Source organism: Klebsiella sp. R390 (genome assembly GCF_051131745.1).
GTDB lineage: Bacteria > Pseudomonadota > Gammaproteobacteria > Enterobacterales > Enterobacteriaceae > Klebsiella.
This window is the reverse complement of sequence record NZ_CP180445.1, coordinates 3950975-3968216: the sequence shown is the minus strand read 5'-3', so window position 1 is coordinate 3968216 and position 17242 is coordinate 3950975. Positions and strand designations below refer to the sequence as shown.

Below are 17242 nucleotides of genomic sequence, written 5' to 3'. Positions count from 1 at the left end.
ATTATGAACACACTACGCTATTTTGACTTTGGTGCTTCCCGCCCCGTGTTGCTGTTGATCGCCCGTATTGCGGTAGTGCTGCTGTTTATTCTGTTTGGCTATCCCAAACTGATGGGCTTTAGCGGCACGGTACAGTACATGGCGGCCTCTGGCGCCCCGCTCCCGACGCTGTCGGCGATTATCGCCATTGTGATGGAGGTCCCGGCGGCTATTCTGATCGTCCTCGGCTTCTTCACCCGCCCGCTGGCGGTCATTTTTATTTTTTACACCCTCGGCACCGCCGTCATTGGCCACCATTACTGGGACATGACCGGGGACGCGGTTTTACCTAACATGATTAACTTCTACAAAAACGTCAGTATTGCCGGGGCTTTCCTGCTGCTGGCCATTACCGGACCAGGGTCGCTCTCCCTCGACCGTCGCTAAGCGCCGATCGCCAGACGTCAAAAAGGCCGCATTTGCGGCCTTTTTCTTTACGCTTGCGCGTTAAAAGTTATGCGTAAACCGGGAAGCGTGCGCAGACGTCCAGCACTTTGCCCTTCACGCGCTCAATGACCGCTTCGTCATTGATGTTGTCCAGCACGTCGCACATCCAGCCAGCCAGTTCTTTGACTTCTGCTTCTTTAAAGCCACGGCGAGTCACGGCCGGAGAACCGATACGGATACCGGAAGTCACAAACGGGCTCTTCGGATCGTTCGGGACGCTGTTTTTGTTGACGGTGATGTTGGCGCGGCCCAGGGCGGCGTCAGCTTCTTTACCCGTCAGGTTTTTGTCGACCAGATCCAGCAGGAACAGGTGGTTTTCAGTACCGCCGGAAACCACTTTGTAACCACGGTTCAGGAACACTTCAACCATCGCTTTGGCGTTCTTAGCAACCTGCTGCTGGTAGACTTTGAACTCTGGCTCCATCGCTTCTTTCAGTGCGACAGCTTTACCCGCGATAACGTGCATCAGCGGGCCGCCTTGCGCGCTTGGGAAGACCGCAGAGTTCAGTTTTTTGTACAGTTCTTCGCTACCGCCCTTCGCCAGGATCAGGCCGCCGCGCGGACCCGCCAGGGTTTTGTGGGTGGTGGTGGTCACAACGTGAGCATGCGGAACCGGGTTCGGGTATACGTCTGCTGCAATCAGACCTGCAACGTGAGCCATATCAACGAACAGATAGGCGCCGATGCTGTCAGCGATTTCACGCATTTTTGCCCAGTCAACGATGCCGGAGTAAGCAGAGAAACCACCGATGATCATCTTCGGTTTGTGTTCCTGAGCCTGCTTAGCCATATCTTCGTAGTCAATTTTGCCGGACTCATCGATACCATAAGGAATGATGTTGTACAGCTTGCCGGAGAAGTTTACCGGGGAGCCGTGAGTCAGGTGACCGCCTTGTGCCAGGTTCATACCCAGAACGGTATCGCCCGGCTGCAGCAGCGCGGTGTAGACCGCGAAGTTAGCCTGAGAACCAGAGTGCGGCTGTACGTTGGCATAATCAGCGCCAAACAGCTCTTTTGCACGATCGATAGCCAGTTGCTCAACGATATCAACGTATTCGCAACCGCCGTAGTAGCGCTTGCCCGGATAGCCTTCGGCATATTTGTTGGTCAGCTGAGAACCCTGCGCCTGCATGACGCGCGGGCTGGTGTAGTTCTCGGAGGCGATCAGTTCGATGTGCTCTTCCTGACGTACTTTTTCCTGCTCCATAGCCTGCCACAGTTCGGCATCATAATCGGCAATGTTCATTTCACGCTTTAACATCCGCATCTCCTGCTCAGCTAACAATAGATTACAGCTCTAAAAGAGGGGCCTTTTCGGGCAACGGCCCACAGTATAACTGAATAGTTCCGTGATAACAGGTCTTGACAAAGGATTTTACGCAAACGATTGGCTCCGCATGACACAAGGCTTTGAGCAACAACGACTCCTCGATTATCAACGGATTTCTTTTCAGGTTTGTGATGCAAATAATTCATGTTGTTACCACTACAGGGAAAAGTGTTAAAGAACCATTTACATTGCAGGGTTATTTTTATAAGATGCATATAAAATACATTATTTAAGTAACTCTTAAGGAAGCTGCTATGCTCGACGCTCAAACCATCGCTACCGTCAAAGCCACGATCCCCCTGCTCGTCGAAACCGGCCCCAGGCTGACCGCCCATTTTTACGATCGCATGTTCGCGCATAATCCGGAACTCAAAGAGATCTTCAACATGAGTAACCAGCGCAACGGCGATCAGCGTGAAGCGCTGTTTAATGCGATAGCGGCCTACGCCAGCAACATCGAAAACCTGCCTGCGTTGCTACCGGCGGTCGAGAAAATCGCGCAGAAACACACCAGCTTCCAGATCAAACCAGAGCAGTACAACATCGTGGGCGCTCACCTGCTGGCGACGCTCGACGAGCTGTTCAGCCCGGGCCAGGAGGTGCTTGACGCATGGGGAAAAGCCTATGGCGTACTGGCAAACGTCTTTATCAACCGTGAAGCGGAAATCTACCAGCAAAACGCCAGCAAAACCGGCGGTTGGGAAGGCACCCGAGCGTTCCGCATTACCCGCAAAGCTCCGCGCAGCGCCTTGATTACCAGCTTCGAGCTGGAGCCGGTAGACGGTCAACCGGTCGCCGATTATCAGCCGGGCCAGTATCTGGCTATCTGGCTGAAGCCGGAAGGGTTTGAATATCAGGAAATTCGCCAGTACTCGCTGACCCGCAAACCAAATGGTAAAAGCTACCGCATCGCGGTCAAACGTGAAAACGGCGGCCAGGTTTCAAACTGGCTGCACGCTGCGGCGCAGGAAGGGGATATCGTGCACCTGGCAGCACCGGCTGGTGACTTCTTCCTCGACGTCACTGCGCAAACACCGGTCACACTGATCTCCGGCGGGGTTGGTCAGACCCCGATGCTGGCAATGCTCGAGACGCTGGCGAAAACGCAGCATGCCGCCCAGGTTAACTGGTTCCACGCCGCGGAAAATGGCGACGTTCACGCATTTGCCGATGAAGTTGCCGCGTTGGGTGCCGCCCTTCCGGCGTTCCGTTCCCACATCTGGTATCGCACGCCGACCGCCGCCGACCGTCAGGCAGCACGCTTTAATAGCGAAGGTTTGATTGAATTGTCCGCGCTGGCCGATGCGCTGCGCGATCCGCAGATGCAGTATTATCTCTGTGGCCCGGTGGCGTTTATGCAGTTTGCCGCGAAGCAGCTGGTGGCGTTGGGCGTAAGCGGCGAGAACATTCATTACGAGTGCTTCGGCCCGCACAAGGTGCTGTAACCCAATAAAACGAAATAGCCCCGGTGGCGTGAGCTTTCCGGGGCTACAGAGGTATGCAGGTGATACGTTTAAATCGCGGCGTCGTCTTCTTCGCCGGTACGAATACGAATCACGCGAGCCACATCGAAGACGAAGATTTTGCCATCACCGATTTTACCGGTCTGGGCGGTGCGGATAATAGTATCCACGCAGGTATCGACGATATCGTCAGTGACCACAATTTCAATTTTCACTTTCGGCAAAAAATCCACCATGTACTCTGCACCGCGGTACAGCTCGGTGTGGCCTTTCTGACGGCCAAAGCCCTTCACTTCCGTTACCGTCATCCCGGTGATGCCGACTTCGGCCAGCGCTTCACGCACGTCATCCAGTTTGAAAGGTTTAATAATCGCATCAATCTTTTTCATGGTGTTCCTGTCTTTGTCGCGTAACCGGTTGCTTACCGTATCATAGCTTGCGTTATGTTGCGGAGCTACTCTTTAAAGTCGTTGGCGTCGAGCTCATGGCGCGACAGCAACTTATAAAATTCAGTGCGGTTACGCCCCGCCATTCTGGCGGCGTGGGTGACGTTACCTTTAGTAATTTGCAGCAGTTTGCGCAGATAGTTCAGTTCAAACTGATTACGCGCTTCAACGAAGGTCGGCAGCGCGGTGTTTTCCCCTTCCAGCGCCTGCTCCACCAGCGCATCGCCGATCACTGGTGAAGTCGTCAATGCGACACACTGCTCAATCACGTTCACCAGTTGGCGCACGTTACCAGGCCACTTGGCCGCCATCAGTCGCTTCATTGCATCGGTGGAAAAGGCGCGAACAAACGGCTTGTGCCGATCGGCAGACTGACGCAGCAGGTGGTTCGCCAGCAGCGGAATATCTTCCGCACGCTCGGCCAACGGCGGGATCTTCAGATTCACCACGTTCAGGCGGTAAAACAGGTCCTCACGAAACTCGCCGCGCGCCATCGCTTTTGGCAGATCGCGGTGGGTTGCCGAGATAATTCGCACATCGATATCGATATCGCGGTTGCTGCCCAGCGGACGCACTTTCCGCTCCTGCAACACCCGCAGCAGCTTGACCTGGAGCGCCACCGGCATATCACCGATCTCATCGAGAAACAGCGTCCCACCTTCCGCAGCCTGGAACAGCCCTTCCCGGTTGCTGACCGCGCCGGTAAAGGCTCCGCGCGCATGGCCAAACAGCTCGGACTCCAGCAGCTGTTCCGGCAATGCCCCACAGTTGATGGCAACAAAAGGCTTGTCGTGGCGCGGACTGGCGTTATGAATCGCCTGGGCAACGATCTCCTTCCCGGTTCCGCTCTGGCCGTTAATCAGCACGCTGACGTCCGACTGCGCCACCATCCCGGCCTGTTCCAGCAGTCGCTGCATCAGCGGGCTACGGGTGACAATCGCCTGGCGCCAGCGCTCATCCGTGACCGGCGCGCTTTGCTCAAGTGCATCATCGATGGCTTTATACAGCGCGTCTTTGTCCACCGGCTTGGTCAGAAAACCAAACACACCTTGCTGGGTGGCGGCGACCGCATCGGGAATCGAACCGTGGGCGGTGAGGATGATAACCGGCAGTCCTGGCTGAACTTTCTGGATTTCGCTGAACAGCTGCAGGCCGTCCATCTCATCCATGCGCAGGTCGCTGACCACCAGTTCGACCTTGTCGCGGGCCAGGATTCGTAGCGCCTCAGGGCCGCTTTCGGCGGTGACGACGCTGTATCCCTCGCTGGTCAATCGCATGCCCAGCAGCTTTAACAGGCCGGGATCGTCATCCACCAGCAGCAAATGGGCCGGTTTACGGATCGTCATGAATCACCTCCGGAACTTTCTCGCTTCCGTGACTGCCGTCGGTATTAAAATTGCCGCCAGGTTTGCGGCTGGAGAGCTGGCGTTCAATATCGGTCAGGTTTTCCAGCTTGCGCGTTGTCAGTTCCAGCTGGCTGCGCAGCTGTTCTTCCTGCAGGCGCAGCGCCTCCAGTTCGGCATCACTGGACTGCTGCAACTTCGCATAGCGCGCACGCTCTTCTACCAGCTGAAGCTGGCGGTTCTGACCATCGATCCACAGCTGATACAAAGGGCGCACCTGCACCGCAATGTGTGCGCTGTAGGTATTCAGGCGAGACACGACTTCGCGGCGCTCGTTGGGCGTGATTTTGGCGTCGGCCAGCAGGATGCCGCGTTTGAACGCATCCTGCCAGTTATTATCGCCGTGAAGCCGGGCTTCAGCCCGCGCCTGTACCGGCGCCAGACGGTCGGCACAATCAATCCCGCGTAGCCAGTACAGCGGGTTCTTATCGCTGGTTTCGCTTTTCAGCGACCAGATGTCGGCACAATCGACCGAGAGAAAATCCGCAACCTGATGCTGCGGCAGTTCAGGCTGTGCTTTGTCATTTGCCGTATGCGGCGAAAAAGAGGCGGAACATCCCGTCAGCGCCAGACATGCGATGCCGGACAGCAACCGTCCTTTGACAGCACGAACCACTACGAAAAAGTGGGACATATTCACCCGTTGTTGATTCATGTGTTGGTTTTTCCCGACTCAGCGGCGGGCAGCGTGATGCGAAAACAGATATACCCGGGTTCATCCTCTTCCAGGCTCAGTTCTCCCTGCATTTGTCGGACGCAGTCCCGGGCAATACTCAGTCCCAGACCGCTTCCCTTCACCGCCCCTTTACGCTGATGGCTTCCCTGATAAAACGGCTCGAAAATCATGTTTTTTTCCGCAAGCGGAATCGGTTCGCCGCTGTTGATCACGTCAATGCGAACCTGCTCGCCATGCCGGTAACTATGCAGACGAATGTTACCGGATTCAGCCCCATAGTGCACCGCATTGGAATAGAGATTATCCAGCACGCTGATGAATAATGCCGGGTCCGCCAGACAGGTCCGCTCTGTCAGCTGAATGTCGGTATGCATCATTTTAGCCCGGGCGGGCAAACTGTGGGCCGCCACGACGTTTTCAACCAGCTCTGCCAGATCCACGCGTTCACGCGGGACCGGGCCATCAGCCTGTTTACGGTTGTAATCAAGCAGTTGTTCAATCAGCTTTTGCAGATTGCGGCTGCTGCTATCAAGAATTTCGACAATCTCCTGCTGCTCAGTGGTTAGCGGCCCGGCCACGCGGTCCGCCAGTAGTTCAGTCCCTTCGCGCATGCTGGCGAGCGGAGTTTTCAACTCGTGGGAGAGATGACGCAAAAACTGATGGCGCTGCGATTCCAGCCACGCCAGACGTTCGCTCAGCCAGATAATGCGCTCCCCGACGGAACGCAGTTCACGTGGGCCAGTAAACAACGCCGCATTGTCCAGTGACTTCCCTTCCCCCAGCCGGTTAATCATCCGCTCGATCCCTTTTACCGGACCGATAATCATGCGGGTGAACAGCAGGACCAACGCCAGGCTCAGCAAAAACAGCACCAGCGCCTGCCAGCCAAAGAACTGCCCGCGTTCAGCAATCTCCTGCTGTAGCTGTTGCCCACGCGAGTACACCACCGTCCGGGTGGCCTGAACCATTTCGCTGTTCGCCGTGGCAAAAGCCTCCAGGCTGGCCCCGGACTTGGCATCAGGACTGCTGTTGCTGCACTTGAGCTGGGCCAGATCGCGTAACGCCTGGCTCAGCGACTGCCAGATTTTCTCGTCCGGCAGTACGCCGGCATGGGCATCCAGCATTTCGCTGTAGCGTTTGCGCTGGTTTTGATACACCTTCGCCAGAGTGGGGTCATCCAGCACGCAGTACTGCCGGTAGCTACGCTCCATCTCCAGCGAGGCGTTGACCATCGCTTCGCTGCGTCGGGCATCGATCAGCGTCGTACGGTTGATGTGCGCCGCCTGAGCGCTCAGCGCATTCAGGCTCTGCCAGGCCTGCCAGGCTAACACCAGCAGCGGCAGCAGAATCAACACAAAGGAGAGCGTGACCAGTTGACGCAGGGAACGAGGGAAAAGAGAGATACGCTTCAAGGCCAGGGGTCTCAATGATTAGCTCATAACGATGCCAGGTGAAAACATCACGGAGTGACAGGTGCTGGCAACCGTGCTGTCGTCAGGAAGGTCACAATATATACCCTAATGCGTTCAAGTTGTAGAAAGGCGAAGTACCGCAGATATAACAAAGCCAGGCGAATGCCTGGCTTTGTTAAGGAATAAGGCGGTGCCTAACTCGACGTTTCGCCCGATGGCTGATAAAGCTAAGCTATTATCAATAGTTGGACGGCAGGCACCTTGTTGTGCGTCATTCGAAGTTTATGTAGCGCGTCCCGAAGGGGCTGACATAAGAAGGTGAATGAGCCACTGGTTATTATTATGCAGTAACTATGCCACATTGCAAAACAATTTATTAACACAATGAAATATAATGCATTTTTAATGTTTTTAGTCACTGAGCAATACGGTCACTTTTCATCCATACTGTCGCCATTTAGCAACGCTTCATTATCGATTTTCCAGTAGCATTAAAAATCAACAACTTAAATGTCTCCAATTGGAGACACATCTTACCGACGTTTGTCGGCGATCCCCGACACCTGAGCGCGACCGCTATCACAAATAAAAAAGCCCCCGGTCGAGACCGGGGGCTTAATACGTACCTGACGTTAGCCCAGCTGTTTACGCGCGTTGCGGAAGATACGCATCCACGGGCTGTCTTCTCCCCAGTTTTCCGGGTGCCAGGAGTTGGCAACGGTACGGAATACACGCTCAGGGTGCGGCATCATAATCGTCGCACGACCACTTTCGCTGGTTACCGCGGTGATACCGTTGGCTGAACCGTTCGGGTTCGCCGGGTAGCTTTCCGTCACCTTACCGAAGTTATCGACAAAGCGCAGCGCCACGAGGCCTTTGCTCTCAAGCTGTGCCAGATGCGCACCGTCACGCACTTCCACCTGTCCTTCACCATGGGACACGGCAATCGGCATCATGGAGCCCACCATCCCCTGCAGTAGCAGAGACGGGCTTTGCGTCACTTCGACCAGGCTGAAGCGCGCTTCAAAACGGTCGGAGTAGTTGCGCACGAAGCGTGGCCACAGGTCGCTCCCCGGGATCAGCTCACGCAGGTTAGACATCATCTGGCAACCGTTACAAACACCCAGCGCCAGAGTCTGTGGACGATGGAAGAAGGTGGCAAACTCATCACGTACGCGCTCGTTGAAGAGGATCGACTTCGCCCAGCCTTCACCCGCGCCTAATACATCACCGTAAGAGAAGCCGCCGCAGGCCACCAGCGCCTGGAAATCTGCCAGTCCGGTGCGGCCGGCCAGCAGGTCGCTCATATGCACATCGATGGCATCAAAGCCCGCGCGATGGAAGGCAGCCGCCATTTCAACATGCGAGTTGACACCCTGCTCGCGCAGCACGGCCACTTTCGGACGTGCGCCGGTGGCGATATACGGTGCAGCAATATCTTCGCTGATATCGAAGGAGAGCTTAACGTTAAGGCCCGGATCGTTATCGCGGCTTTTCGCTTCGTGTTCGCTATCGGCACACTCAGGGTTATCGCGCAGACGCTGCATCTGCCAGGTCGTTTCAGCCCACCACATACGCAGCGTGGTGCGGCTTTCGCTGAACACCGGTTGGCCATCAGCAGTGATAACAAAACGGTCACCTGCCGTTGCCTGGCCCAGGTAATGGACACAATCAGCCAGACCGTGGGAGGCCAGCAGGGCTTCCACCGCTTCGCGATCCGCGGCACGAACCTGGATAACAGCGCCCAGCTCTTCGTTAAACAACGCCGCCAGACGATCGTCGCCCAGCGCGGCGATATCGGCCGTCAGACCACAGTGGCCGGTAAAGGCCATCTCTGCCAGGGTCACCAGCAAACCACCGTCTGAGCGGTCGTGGTACGCCAGCAGCTTACGTTCTGCCACCAGCGCCTGCATCGCATCCCAGAAGCCCTTCAGCTGGGTAACATCACGAACGTCGGCCGGCACATCGCCCAGCTGGCGGTAGACCTGCGCCAATGCGGTGGCACCGAGCGCGTTGTGGCCTTTGCCTAAATCAATCAGCAGCAGCGCGTTATCTTCCGTAGAGAGTTGTGGCGTCACGGTATGACGGACATCTTCCACACGGGCAAACGCGGAAATCACCAGCGACAGCGGCGAGGTCATCTCACGCTGCTCGCTGCCTTCCTGCCAGCGGGTTTTCATCGACATAGAGTCTTTACCCACCGGGATTGTCAGGCCCAGGGCCGGACACAGCTCTTCACCCACCGCTTTCACCGCTTCATACAGGCCGGCATCTTCACCCGGGTGACCAGCAGCGGCCATCCAGTTAGCGGAGAGTTTCACGCGATTCAAGGCACCAATTTGCGTCGCCGCGACGTTGGTCAGCGCTTCCCCCACCGCCAGGCGGGCAGAAGCGGCAAAGTCGAGCAGCGCAACCGGCGCACGTTCGCCGATAGCCATCGCTTCACCGTAGTAGCTGTCGAGGCTGGCGGTGGTCACCGCGCAGTTCGCCACCGGGATCTGCCATGGCCCAACCATCTGATCGCGAGCAACCATACCGGTGACGCTACGGTCGCCGATAGTCACGAGGAAGGTTTTTTCCGCCACGGCTGGTAAATGCAGGACGCGATTGACGGCATCGGCCAGGGTAATGGGCTGACGATCCAGCGCTTCACCTTTGACTTTCAGGGTCTGCACGTCACGGGTCATTTTCGGCGTTTTACCCAGCAGCACGTCCAGCGGCAGGTCGATCGGCTGATCGTTGAAGTGGGAATCGCTCATGTTGAGGTGCAGCGCTTCGGTGGCCTCACCGATCACCGCATAAGGCGCGCGTTCGCGGCGGCACAGTTCATCAAACAGCGGCAGCTGCTCTGGCGCAACTGCCAGCACATAGCGTTCCTGAGATTCGTTACACCAGATTTCCAGCGGGCTCATGCCCGGCTCATCGCTGAGGATATCGCGCAGCTGGAATTTACCGCCGCGTCCGCCGTCGCTCACCAGCTCCGGCATGGCGTTAGACAGGCCGCCCGCGCCGACGTCGTGGATGAACAGAATCGGGTTGTCGTCGCCCAGCTGCCAGCAGCGGTCGATCACTTCCTGGCAACGGCGTTCCATTTCCGGGTTATCACGCTGTACCGAGGCAAAGTCGAGGTCGGCATCGGACTGGCCAGAAGCCATTGAGGAGGCTGCTCCGCCGCCCAGACCGATATTCATCGCCGGGCCGCCCAGGACGATCAGTTTCGCTCCTACGGTGATCTCGCCTTTCTGCACGTGTTCGCCGCGGATGTTGCCAATCCCGCCCGCCAGCATGATCGGTTTGTGATACCCACGCAGCTCTTCGCCATTGTGGCTGGTCACTTTTTCTTCATAGGTACGGAAATAACCGTTCAGCGCCGGACGACCAAATTCGTTGTTAAACGCTGCGCCGCCCAGCGGGCCATCGGTCATGATATCCAGTGCGGTGACGATGCGCTCCGGCTTACCGAAGTCTTCTTCCCACGGCTGTTCAAAACCAGGAATACGCAGGTTAGATACAGAGAAGCCCACCAGGCCCGCTTTCGGCTTCGCCCCACGCCCGGTCGCCCCTTCATCACGGATTTCACCGCCGGAGCCAGTCGCCGCGCCCGGCCACGGAGAAATAGCCGTCGGGTGGTTGTGCGTTTCAACCTTCATCAGAATATGTGCATCTTCCTGATGGTAGTCATAGCGGCCTTTTTCACGATCGGCAAAGAAGCGCCCTACCTGCGAACCTTCCATGACTGCAGCATTATCTTTATAGGCAGACAGGACGTAATCCGGCGTCTTTTCGAAGGTGTTTTTGATCATCTTAAACAGCGACTTCGGCTGCTGTTCGCCATCGATGACCCAGTCGGCGTTAAAAATCTTGTGACGGCAGTGCTCGGAGTTCGCCTGGGCAAACATATACAGTTCAATGTCGTTGGGATTACGCCCCAGCGTCGTGAAGGCATCGAACAGGTAGTCGATTTCGTCTTCCGCCAGCGCCAGCCCCAGACGGAGGTTAGCGTCAATCAGCGCCTGACGACCCTGACCCAGCATATCGACGCTGGTAACCGGCGTCGGCTGATGCTGAGCGAAAAGTTGCTCACCCGCTTCCAGCGCATCAAAGACGCTTTCCATCATCCGGTCGTGAAGTTCACTCGCGACGGTGGCCCACTGCGCTTCGTTCAGGGTGCTGGCTTCGACATAGTACGCCACGCCGCGCTCAAGGCGCACAACCTGAGACAGGCCGCAGTTATGGGCGATATCGGTAGCTTTAGAAGACCAGGGGGAGATGGTGCCAGGGCGGGGAGTGACGAGTAGTAATTTACCGGTTGGGGTATGGCTTTTTAAATCAGGACCATACTTGAGCAGTCGCGCCAGACTCTCTCGTTCGTCGCCGCTTAACGGCGCGCTCAGATCGGCAAAATGAACATACTCTGCATATATAGTGCTAACCGGCAGGTTCGCCGCCTGGAAACGTGCCAGCAGTTTATTAATTCGAAATGCCGACAGTGCAGGTGAACCACGCAAAATTTCCATCATAAGTCTCTCGTCTTCGCAGCTTTCAATATGAGCCAGGGGGGAAACGGGCGCCATTATAGTGAATCCTGAGCCGCGACGAAACCGTTTGCGTGGAAATAAAATGATTCCCCTGGTTTATCAATTAATGTGACCGCACTCGCGAATATGTTGCCAACTGGCGCATTCTTAAGCAAAATGCCGCTCATTCGACATCTGTCTTTTCACTTTTCCGCTAATAGCCTGCTGAGGAACTCAGAGCTGCAGAAGATTAACTATCTGAAAAAACTGAAGATTAATTATCTGCTCATCGGCATTGTGACCTTATTGCTGGCGGCCGCCCTGTGGCCGTCGATCCCGTGGTCTGGCAAGCCGGAGAATCGCGTGGCCGGAATTATCGCGCGCGGGGAGCTGCGTATCAGCACCATCAATTCACCGCTGACCTTCGCCACTATCAATGGCAAAACCTATGGGTTGGATTACGAGCTGGCTAAACAGTTCGCCGACTACCTCGGGGTGCCGCTGAAAGTGACCGTCCGGCAAAATATCAGCCAGCTGTTCGACGACCTGGATAACGGCAAGGCAGATATGTTGGCCGCCGGACTGGTCTATAACTCGGAGCGGGTCAAAAACTACCAGCCCGGACCGAGCTACTACTCCGTGTCCCAGCAGCTGGTTTATCGGGTCGGCAGCCTGAGACCGCGTAGCCTTGCCAGCCTCACGGCAGATCAGTTGGCCATCGCCCCAGGCCACGTTGCGATTAACGACCTGCAGGCGCTGAAAGCACATAAATACCCTGACCTCGGCTGGCGCGTAGATGAAAAGCGTGGGACTACCGCGCTGATGCAGGCGGTGATTGACGGCGAGCTTGATTACACCATTGCCGATTCGGTGGCGGTCAGCCTGTTCCAGCGCGTTCATCCTGAGTTGGCCGTTGCACTGGATATCAGCGACGAGCAGCCGGTCACCTGGTTTAGCCTCAAGAGCGAGGACAACTCGCTTTCAGCAGCGATGCTTGATTTCTTCGACACCATGAATGAAGACGGCACTCTGGCGCGGCTGGAAGAGAAGTACCTCGGGCACGGCAACGATTTCGATTATGTCGATACGCGTACCTTCCTGCGCGCCGTCGAAAATGCCCTGCCCGACCTGCAGCCGATGTTTGAAAAGTACGCCCGACAGATCGACTGGCGTCTGCTGGCGGCCATTGCGTGGCAGGAATCACACTGGGATCCGCAGGCCACCTCGCCGACCGGGGTTCGCGGGATGATGATGCTGACCAAAAACACCGCACAGAGCCTGGGGTTGACCGACCGAACGGATGCAGATCAAAGCCTCAACGGCGGTATGCGCTACCTGCAGGATATGATGGGCAAGATACCGGATTCCGTCCCCAAAGATGAGCGGATCTGGTTTGCGCTCGCAGCGTACAACATGGGTTACGCCCACATGCTTGATGCGATTTCACTGACCAAAAAGCAGAAAGGCAATCCCGACAGCTGGGCGGACGTGAAGCAACGCCTGCCGTTGCTTAGCCAGAAACCTTATTACAGCAGGCTGAAATATGGCTACGCGCGCGGCCACGAGGCGTACGCGTATGTCGAAAACATCCGTAAATATCACATCAGCCTGGTGGGCTATTTGTCCGAGAAAGAGAGAAAGGAAGCGCAGAGGCTGGCGATGGCCGGAGACTATCCGGCGGTGATGCCGGACGAACTGGAGCAGGCGCCACGCACGATTCCCTTCTTCCAGTTCCACGCCGAGTCTTTAGTCGACAACGCCAGGCTGAAAATCCCTGGCCTGAGGCACTAACTACGCGTCCTTGCCAGAGCGCGCCTGTTTCAGCGCTTTTTTCTCTTCGCGACGCCAGCGGAAAAAGTCGCTAAGCATTCCCGAGCACGATTCCGCCAGGATCCCTTCGCAGACGTCGACCCGATGATTCATTCCCGGATGGTGTAAAACGTCGATAAGCGATCCGGCCGCGCCGGTTTTTGCATCCCGGGCACCAAATACCAGCCGTGAAATCCGGCTATGCACCATCGCACCAGCACACATCACGCACGGTTCGAGGGTGACATACAATGTGGCGTCAATCAGACGATAGTTTTGCAGGACCATTCCGCCCTGACGCAAAGCCATAATTTCAGCATGCGCTGTCGGATCGTGGCGCCCGATAGGACGGTTCCAGCCTTCACCGATAACCTGATTATTGTGCACCAGCACGGCCCCCACCGGCACTTCGCCCTCTTCCCAGGCACGTTTCGCCAGTGTTAATGCGTGACGCATCCAGTATTCATCGTTTAGTTCATGGTCAGACAAAGCGGGCACTCCTGCGGAAAAAGCGGGGCGCATTATACATGGCAACCGGCATTACACACTATTCTAACTGGTGAAGATCGCCCTGCGGCGTGACGCGCCAGCGGTGCTGGCAAAAACAGAGCAACGGGTTGTCCTGTTCGCTGTCGCTGTAGCCGCTGTACAACTGTAATGGCGCGCCGATTTTCTGCTCCAGTTGGGCCACTTTTTCATGCCCCAGGCAGCGTAGGGTCAGCCCCCAGCCGCCGCAACGGCGCTCCATCCGGCTGGCGATAACATTGACTCTCGGCAGCCAGGGGGTATCAAAATAGACCTGCTCAACCAGCGACTGAGGCGAGCCAGTAATCAGCCAGACCTCAGCATCGTGATGGTCGAGGTAGTCCGTCAGCCGGGCCTGCACCACCGGAAACGCGGTCACGCGCTGGCGAAACCAACGGACAAAACCGGCCTCGAGTCGCTTCAAAGCGCGTTCGCTGCGCCCGAAGGTGGCAGCCCACAGCAGCAGGCTCATTGGCCAGCGCGCCGCCCGGCCGTTAACGGCTAATCCCAGCAGGATTGCCGGCGACATGAGGACCACCAGCGGGACATTCAACGGCTGGTGACGCAAGACATAGCGCAGGAAACTGCCGAACATATCTTGTTGATGTAACGTTCCATCGAGATCAAAAAAAACCACTCGCCGCGTGCTGCTGTTCAAAACCGACCTCTTTCTTTAGCAAATATCGTAGCTGATGCCGTTAGCTTAACAGTCTTATGCCATGAACAGAGAAAACATCTACGGACGTTAACCCTGGGTTAAGGCTATTTTCCTGGAATCAATAAATCTCACCGGTAGAATTTTTAATTCGCTGTAATCCTCTTATAATCGAATACAAAATTCTTTCAGCAGAGGGCGAAAGTTGTCCTGAGGAAAACCGATGAACTGTTTAATCCGCATTCGCCAGCGCTATCCATCGCTGGCGGCAAGCGACAAAAAGCTGGCAGACTTTATTCTGGCTCAGCCTGACCAGACCCGCCACCTCAGTTCACAGCAGCTGGCTGGCGAGGCCGGCGTCAGCCAGTCCAGCGTCGTGAAATTCGCGCAGAAGATGGGGTTTAAAGGTTTCCCGGCACTGAAGCTGGCCTTAAGTGAAGCGCTGGCCAGCGCGCCCGATCCACAATCGGTTCCGGTCCATAACCAGATCCGCGGTGACGATCCGCTGCGTCTGGTGGGCGAGAAGCTGATCAACGATAACGTGGCAGCGATGCACGCCTCGCTGGATGTCAACACCGAAGAGAAGCTGCTGGAAGCCGTCGCGCTGTTGCGCCACGCCCGCCGGGTGGTGATCACCGGTATCGGTGCATCCGGGCTGGTGGCGCGTAATTTCGGCTGGAAGCTAATGAAAATCGGCATTAACGCCGTTTCCGAACAGGATATGCACGCCCTGCTCGCGACCGTGCAGGCCATGTCATCCGACGATCTGCTGGTGGCGATCTCTTATTCAGGCGAACGCCGGGAGATCAACATGGCCGCCGGAGAAGCGCTGCGTGTTGGATGCCGGATCCTGGCGATCACCGGGTTTACACCGAATGCGCTGCAGCAACAGGCGACGCAGTGCCTGTACACCATCGCCGAAGAGCAGGCAACGCGCAGCGCCGCGATCTCCTCCACCAGCGCGCAAATGATGCTCACCGATCTGCTGTTTATGGCGTTGGTTCAGCAGGATCTTGAACATGCGCCGGATCGGATCCGCCACAGCGAGGCGCTGGTGAAAAAACTGGTGTGAGCAGAAAATGGGCGTATAATGCCCGCCCTGTTTGTGATGTTTCTGAGAATTTCCTGATGGCGCTGTTAATCACCAAAAAATGCATCAATTGCGATATGTGCGAACCGGAATGCCCGAATGAGGCGATTTCGATGGGTGACAGCATCTATGAGATTAACAGTGACCGCTGCACGGAGTGTGTGGGCCACTATGAAACGCCCACCTGTCAGAAAGTGTGCCCGATCCCCAATACTATTCTGAAAGACCCGGCACACGCCGAAAATGAAGAGCAGCTGTGGGATAAGTTTGTCCTGATGCATCATGCGGACAAAATCTGACGCTGCACCCCGCCGGCGTTAACTCTCCACGATAACCGTAGCACAAGCGTAATGACGCTCATCCGCCAGGGTCACGTGGATGCTTCTGACCCCCATACGCTGTGCCAGATTTTGCGCTTCACCCCAGAGACGCAGGCTGGGTTTACCGAGCTCGTCGTTGTACACCTCGAACTGATTAAACGCCAGGCCGTTGCGAATTCCGGTTCCCAGGGCTTTCGCCGCCGCCTCTTTAACGGCAAAGCGCTTCGCCAGAAAGCGGACCGGCTGCTGGTGCTGCTGCCATATCAGCCACTCGTTGTCGCTGAGCACGCGCCGGGCGAGGCGATCGCCGCTACGGGCAATCACCGCTTCTATCCGCACAATTTCAACGATATCGGTTCCCAGCCCCAGAATCGCCATTACGCGCGGGCTTCCTGCATCAGCCGTTTCATTTCGGCAACCGCCTCTTTCAGACCGCTCATCACTGCCCGACCGATGATCGCATGGCCGATGTTCAGCTCGTGCATTTCCGGAATGCGGGCAATCGCTTTGACGTTGTGATAGGTCAGGCCGTGACCAGCATTCACCTTCAGACCGAGGCTTGCGGCAAAGGTCGCAGCGGCCGCGATACGCTGCAGCTCTTTTTCCTGCTGGGCGTCACTTTCGGCATCGGCGTAGCAGCCAGTGTGAATTTCAATATAGGGAGCGCCAACGTCCGCCGCCGCCTGAATTTGCGCCTCATCGGCATCGATGAACAGAGAGACCAGAATTCCGGCATCAGCCAGACGCTTGCAAGCGTCACGCATTTTCTCGCGCTGACCGGCCACGTCCAGGCCGCCTTCCGTCGTCACTTCCTGACGCTTTTCCGGCACCAGGCAGCAGAAATGCGGTTTGGTGTCGCAGGCGATGGTCAGCATCTCTTCGGTGACCGCCATCTCGAGGTTCATGCGGGTGTCCAGCGTCTGGCGCAGCACGCGCACGTCACGGTCGGTAATGTGACGGCGGTCTTCGCGCAGGTGGACAGTAATGCCGTCAGCCCCGGCCTGCTCAGCGATAAACGCCGCCTGTACCGGATCCGGATAAGCGGTGCCGCGCGCGTTACGCAGTGTCGCGATATGGTCAATATTGACCCCTAACAGTAATTCAGCCATG

The 17242-nt window shown here is 56.6% G+C and carries 15 protein-coding genes; 5 read left to right on the top strand and 10 right to left on the bottom strand.

All coding sequences use genetic code 11. The features are described from left to right. Positions 1-3 precede the first annotated feature (3 nt). Complete coding sequence (locus tag ACMYSP_RS18660; RefSeq protein ID WP_434583529.1) at positions 4-426, top strand: DoxX family protein; 423 nt, start codon at positions 4-6, stop codon at positions 424-426. Between the two features lie 67 nt (positions 427-493). On the opposite strand, the gene glyA is transcribed toward ACMYSP_RS18660, so the two are convergent. After that, complete coding sequence (glyA, locus tag ACMYSP_RS18655; protein ID WP_123755398.1) at positions 494-1747, bottom strand: serine hydroxymethyltransferase; 1254 nt, start codon at positions 1745-1747, stop codon at positions 494-496. Positions 1748-2070: 323 nt separating this feature from the next. Here glyA and hmpA point away from each other — a divergent pair, with 323 nt between their 5' ends. Beyond that, entirely contained in the window at positions 2071-3261 is a 1191-nt protein-coding gene (gene hmpA, locus ACMYSP_RS18650) for an NO-inducible flavohemoprotein (protein ID WP_434583528.1), read from the top strand. A gap of 68 nt (positions 3262-3329) precedes the next feature. Here hmpA and glnB read toward each other — a convergent pair whose 3' ends face one another. The 5 genes from glnB to purL form a co-directional block, all read right to left on the bottom strand. Then, the gene (gene glnB, locus ACMYSP_RS18645; RefSeq protein ID WP_002914032.1) at positions 3330-3668 is read right to left on the bottom strand and encodes a nitrogen regulatory protein P-II; all 339 of its coding nucleotides are present in this window, start codon (positions 3666-3668) and stop codon (positions 3330-3332) included. A gap of 65 nt (positions 3669-3733) precedes the next feature. Continuing rightward, positions 3734-5071, bottom strand: coding sequence for a two-component system response regulator GlrR (gene glrR / locus ACMYSP_RS18640; protein ID WP_123755400.1), 1338 nt, complete (start codon positions 5069-5071; stop codon positions 3734-3736). Next, a complete protein-coding gene (gene qseG, locus ACMYSP_RS18635; protein ID WP_434587172.1) occupies positions 5058-5762 on the bottom strand; it encodes a two-component system QseEF-associated lipoprotein QseG in 705 nt (234 codons plus the stop codon). The genes glrR and qseG overlap by 14 nt, the downstream gene beginning before the upstream one ends. Positions 5763-5779: 17 nt before the next feature. After that, complete coding sequence (locus ACMYSP_RS18630; protein ID WP_434583522.1) at positions 5780-7216, bottom strand: sensor histidine kinase; 1437 nt, start codon at positions 7214-7216, stop codon at positions 5780-5782. 632 nt (positions 7217-7848) lie between these two features. Next, positions 7849-11736, bottom strand: coding sequence for a phosphoribosylformylglycinamidine synthase (gene purL, locus ACMYSP_RS18625; protein ID WP_434583521.1), 3888 nt, complete (start codon positions 11734-11736; stop codon positions 7849-7851). Between the two features lie 255 nt (positions 11737-11991). On the opposite strand from purL, the gene mltF reads away from it, so the two are divergent. Beyond that, complete coding sequence (gene mltF / locus ACMYSP_RS18620; protein WP_434587170.1) at positions 11992-13524, top strand: membrane-bound lytic murein transglycosylase MltF; 1533 nt, start codon at positions 11992-11994, stop codon at positions 13522-13524. Here mltF and tadA read toward each other — a convergent pair whose 3' ends face one another. Next, positions 13525-14031: a tRNA adenosine(34) deaminase TadA gene (tadA, locus tag ACMYSP_RS18615; RefSeq protein ID WP_434583520.1), complete on the bottom strand. Its 507-nt coding sequence runs from the start codon at positions 14029-14031 to the stop codon at positions 13525-13527. 58 nt (positions 14032-14089) lie between these two features. Further along, positions 14090-14725 carry a phosphatidylglycerophosphatase C gene (gene yfhb / locus ACMYSP_RS18610; RefSeq protein ID WP_434583519.1) on the bottom strand — a complete coding sequence of 212 codons (636 nt, stop codon included), beginning with the start codon at positions 14723-14725 and terminating at the stop codon, positions 14090-14092. A 220-nt stretch (positions 14726-14945) separates the two neighbouring features. Here yfhb and ACMYSP_RS18605 point away from each other — a divergent pair, with 220 nt between their 5' ends. Next, positions 14946-15794, top strand: coding sequence for a MurR/RpiR family transcriptional regulator (locus tag ACMYSP_RS18605; RefSeq protein WP_123755407.1), 849 nt, complete (start codon positions 14946-14948; stop codon positions 15792-15794). 56 nt (positions 15795-15850) lie between these two features. After that, positions 15851-16111, top strand: coding sequence for a YfhL family 4Fe-4S dicluster ferredoxin (locus ACMYSP_RS18600; protein ID WP_434583518.1), 261 nt, complete (start codon positions 15851-15853; stop codon positions 16109-16111). A gap of 18 nt (positions 16112-16129) precedes the next feature. On the opposite strand, the gene acpS is transcribed toward ACMYSP_RS18600, so the two are convergent. Then, positions 16130-16510, bottom strand: coding sequence for a holo-ACP synthase (gene acpS / locus ACMYSP_RS18595; protein ID WP_434583517.1), 381 nt, complete (start codon positions 16508-16510; stop codon positions 16130-16132). Then, positions 16510-17241 carry a pyridoxine 5'-phosphate synthase gene (pdxJ, locus tag ACMYSP_RS18590; RefSeq protein WP_434583516.1) on the bottom strand — a complete coding sequence of 244 codons (732 nt, stop codon included), beginning with the start codon at positions 17239-17241 and terminating at the stop codon, positions 16510-16512. The genes acpS and pdxJ overlap by 1 nt, the downstream gene beginning before the upstream one ends. Position 17242: the final 1 nt, after the last annotated feature.